Origin of the sequence: Rhizobium alarense (assembly GCF_021555155.1) — a bacterium.
GTDB lineage: Bacteria > Pseudomonadota > Alphaproteobacteria > Rhizobiales > Rhizobiaceae > Rhizobium_D > Rhizobium_D alarense.
Window position 1 is genome coordinate 24,634 of sequence record NZ_JAKGBU010000063.1, and the last position, 4,041, is coordinate 28,674.

Annotated in this window: 2 protein-coding genes; one reads left to right on the forward strand and one right to left on the reverse strand. The window is 69.7% G+C overall.

The features are described from left to right. Positions 1 to 85 precede the first annotated feature (85 nt). Entirely contained in the window at positions 86 to 790 is a 705-nt protein-coding gene (locus LXM94_RS18425) for a DNA helicase (protein WP_235772929.1), read from the forward strand. 281 nt (positions 791 to 1,071) lie between these two features. Here the strand turns inward: LXM94_RS18425 and LXM94_RS18430 are convergent. Next, on the reverse strand, positions 1,072 to 4,041 hold a 2,970-nt coding region (locus LXM94_RS18430; protein WP_456239087.1), incomplete at its 5' end, for an apolipoprotein A-IV repeat region-like domain-containing protein.

The following is a 4,041-nucleotide window of genomic DNA, read 5'->3' on the forward strand; positions in this document are numbered from 1 at the left end:
GCAGGGCTGACGATCATCGAACCGACCGTTCGGGCATTCGGCATGCGGAGGGATTGCGAACGCTGCCCGCACTGGAGGTTTTCGCATGAAATTGTCCGCACCCGTCCATCATCTGAAACGCAAGGCCCGTCTGCTGTCGCGCAGGGACGGCATACCGCTGCATGCCGCCCTCGACCGCGTCGCGGCAGCCGAAGGGTTCGCGCGGTGGAGCCTGCTTGCAGCAAGGGTTCCGTCATCCGCCGGCGAGCTCTATGCGTCCCTTTCTCCCGGCGACCTGGTGTTGCTCGGCGCGCGGCCCGGCCAGGGCAAGACGCTGATGAGCCTGCGGCTCGCGATCGAGGCGATGAAGGGCGGCGGGCGCTGCGTCTTCTTCACGCTGGAATATGCCGAGAAGGACGTCTGCGAGCGGTTCCGGCGGCTCGGCGCGGACCGGGCCGCGTTCGGCGACCGGTTCGTCTTCGATCCCTCCGACGCCATCAGCGCGGACTATATCGTCGAGCGGCTGGCGACGGCGGCAGCCGGAACGTTCTGCGTCGTCGACTACCTGCAACTGCTCGACCAGAAGCGCGACAAGCCCGACCTGATGGGGCAGGTCCGCAGGCTGCGGGCCTTCGCCGAGGCGAGGGGACTGACCTTCGTCGTCCTGTCCCAGATCGACCGGTCCTACGATTGTGCCGAAAAACCCTTTCCCGATCGCACCGACGTGCGCCTGCCCAACCCTGTCGACCTCGCGCTCTTCACCAAGGCGTGGTTCATGAACGGCGGGACCGTCCGGACGGAGGCACCGTAGCTGCCATCGTCCGGTTCGGGACGGATGACGGGAGATACGGCGAGGCATGGCGGGTCGCCGAGGCTTGCCGGTCCGCCGGTGTCCGCGAGCGTCCGCCGGTTGATCCGTCGGGACGAGACGGAGGATGTCGCGTCCTGGCGGATCTATGCCGCGCTGCTTCTGTTGTTCGTCGGCTATGCGCCGTTCCGGCAGGTCAGCTCCGACGGGAAGAAGGTGCCGCCGCAAACGAAACGGGCGGCCTGAAGCCGCCCGTCGATAGTGTGCGTCCTGTTGCCGGCGGTTCAGCCGAGGCGGCCGGCGGCATGGGCAAGCATGGTGTAGACCTTACCGGTGTCCGAGGTGAGGTAGGTCTGGGTCATGACGCGGTCGCGGTCGTTGCGCGCGACGTCGGCGAGCAGCTTCTCGAAGTCGGCGATATAGCGGTCGACGGCCGTGCGGAATTCGGGCTCGCGCTCGTATTTCCGCTTGATCTCGTCGAAGGTCTGCTGGCCCTTCAGCGTGTAGAGCCGGCGCGTGAAGACGTCGCGCTCGCCGCGCTGGTAGCGCCGCCACAGTTCGACGGAGGCGTCGTGGTCGATGGCCCGGGCGATGTCGACCGACAGCGAGTTCAGCGATTCGACGACGTGGCGCGGATTGCGGCTTTCGGCGGCACGCTGCGGCTGGCTTTCGCCGCGGGCCGGCTGGCCGAACTGCGTCTCCTCGCGCGAGGCGTTGCGCAGGAGGTCGCGCATCCAGCCGCCGCCCTCGCCGACGACGGGCGCCGGGCGGCTTTCGGCGACGGGCTGCGGCTCGCGCACGGTGGCGGCTGCCGCCCGTTCGAGGCCGAGCGTGCCGCGCAGCGCCGGCTCCTCGCGCCGCTCGGTCGCGACCGCCGGCTGCTGCACGGTCTGCTGCACCGGTTGCGCGACCGCCGGCTGCTGGCGGATCGGCTGCTGGGCGACCGGCTGCTGCACGGGACGCGAGACTTCGAGTGCGCTCGACGACTTGCCGATGATGTCGGAGAGGTCCTGCAGCGCGCGAATCTGCTCCGAGACGGCGCGGCGCATGTTGGCCGCGCTCTCCTTGGCTTCCTCGGGCAGGTCGAAGGCGCCGCGGCGCAGTTCGCTGCGGGTATCGTCGAGTTCCTTGCGGATGTCGTTTGCCGCGCGGCGGATCTCGTCGGTTGCGCCGCTGAACTTGCCGAGCGCCTCCTCGACGGCCTGCTGCAGGGCCGTGCGCATCTGATAGGTCGCCGAGTCCGACTTCTTGGCCGACTCGCCGAGCAGGCGGTCGACGTCCGAGAGCGATGCGGCGACGCTGCCGCGCAGGCGCTGTGCGATGTCGCGGGTGCGTTCCTCGGCACCGCTGAAGGCCTGTTCGACCGACTTGCCCGCCTCTTCGCCCGCCTGCACCAGCGTGTCGCGCAGCGACTGGGCGGCGGTCTCGGTGCGCTTTTCGGTCTCCGAGAGCACGCGGCCGACCTCGGCGAACGAGGACTGGATGCCGCCGCGCAGGTTGCCGGCGATCTGGCTGGAACGCTCTTCGGCGCGTTCGAACACGCCGCCGATCATCGTCTCGAGGCCGCGCATGGTCGTCTCGATCTCTTCGGACCGCTGCACGAGACCGACCGACAGCGAGCGCAGCGCGTCCTGGCGTTCCTCCAGCGTGCTGACGAGGTTCGATTGGGCGGCGGCGAGCAGGTCGGAGGCCTGCGACAGGATTTTCGAGTGGTCCTCGAAGCGGCCGACGATGCCGCCGATCTGCGAGAGCGTGCCGGCGGAGATGTCGGCGAGCCGGTCGACCTTGCCTTCGAGCAGGCGCGAGGTGGTGGAGACCATGTCGGCGGCGCGCTCGGCCGAGGTCGAGAAGCGCTCGGTGGTCGAGGAGAGGTTCTGGTCGATCTGCGACAGCGTCTGCGCCGCCTCATTGACGAGGCCGGCGATCTGGCTGTTGCTGCTGGACAGCCGGCTGATAAGGCCGAGCACATTCGCCTGCAGGCTGCTTTCGACCTCGTTGAGCTGGTGGGCGGCGTCTTCGGCGCGGCTCGTTATCGCACTCAGCGTGTCGGCGGTGCGGGCGCTGATCGCGCTGATAAGCGCGGCATTCTCAGCCCGCAGGCGGTCGGCGCTTTCCTGCGCGGCGGTCGTGATGCGGTCGGCGGCCTCGCGGCCGGTCTCGGCATAGCGGTCGATGACCGGACGGGCCTGTTCGTCGATGAGCTTGGAAAGCTCGGCAGAACGGCTCGCCAGCATGGAGTTGAGCTCGCGGGTGCGCTCGTCGAGCGTGGCGCGGATGGAACTGCCGCGGGTTTCCAGCGCCTTCTCGACATCCGTCAGGCCGGACTTGATCGCCTGCGTCTGGTTCTCGAGGCGCCCCTCGACCTCGGCGAAACGGGCGGCGGCAGCAGCGGTCGTCTCGTCGACGGAACGTGTGAAGGCCTCGTTGCGGGCGCTGAGCGTGCCGGCGAATTCCTCGCCGGTCCTGGCGATGGTCTCGGCCGCGCGCACGGCCTCGGCGCCCATGTCCTGCGCCGCGCGCGACACGGCGCCGCGCAGCGAGCTGCTGAGGTTGGCAAATTCCTCGCCGGTCTTGGCGATCGACTGGGCGGAGCGCACGGCCTCCGCGTCCATGTCCTGCACCGCCTGGGTGACGGCGGAACGCAGCGTCTGGGCAAGGCCTGCGGCCTTGCCGTCGATGGTGCGGTGCACGCTGTCGAGGCCGATCGAGAGTGCCTTGTCCATGGTGGAGAGGCGTTCCTCGATGCGGCCGGTGCGCTCGTCGATGGTGCCGGCAATGCGCGCCGCGGCTTCGTCGCTGACGCGTTCGATCTGCGAGGCGCCGCCGGCGAGCGTTGCCGTGACGCGATCGGTCGCCTCCGTGCTGACGCGCTCGAAGCGTTCGGTGGTCGCGCCCAGCGTGCCGGCGAAGCGGTCCGCGGCCTGCGCCGCCATGCGGTCGATCTGCTCGGCCTGGCCGGCGAGCGTGCCGGCGACACGTTCGGCTGCCGAAGTACCGACGCGGTCGAACTCGTCGATGTTGGTCTTCAGCGTTTCCGACAGGCGTTCGCCCGCCTCGCGGCTGGCGCGGTCGATGTCGGCGATGCGGCCCGACAGCGTGTCGGCGATCCGGTCGGCGGCGAGGGCGCTGGTGAGATCGATCTCGGTGGCACGCTCGGCCAGCGTCTCGCCGATATGGGCGGCGGCCTGGGTGCTGACGCGTTCGAGCTCGGAGACCCGCCCGGCGAGCGTCTCGCCGATATGGGCGGCGGCCTG

What these genes read in the sequence shown, in the direction of transcription:
- LXM94_RS18425 (WP_235772929.1), top strand. Translation starts at nt 86, where the DNA reads ATGAAATTGTCCGCACCCGTCCATCATCTGAAACGCAAGGCCCGTCTG.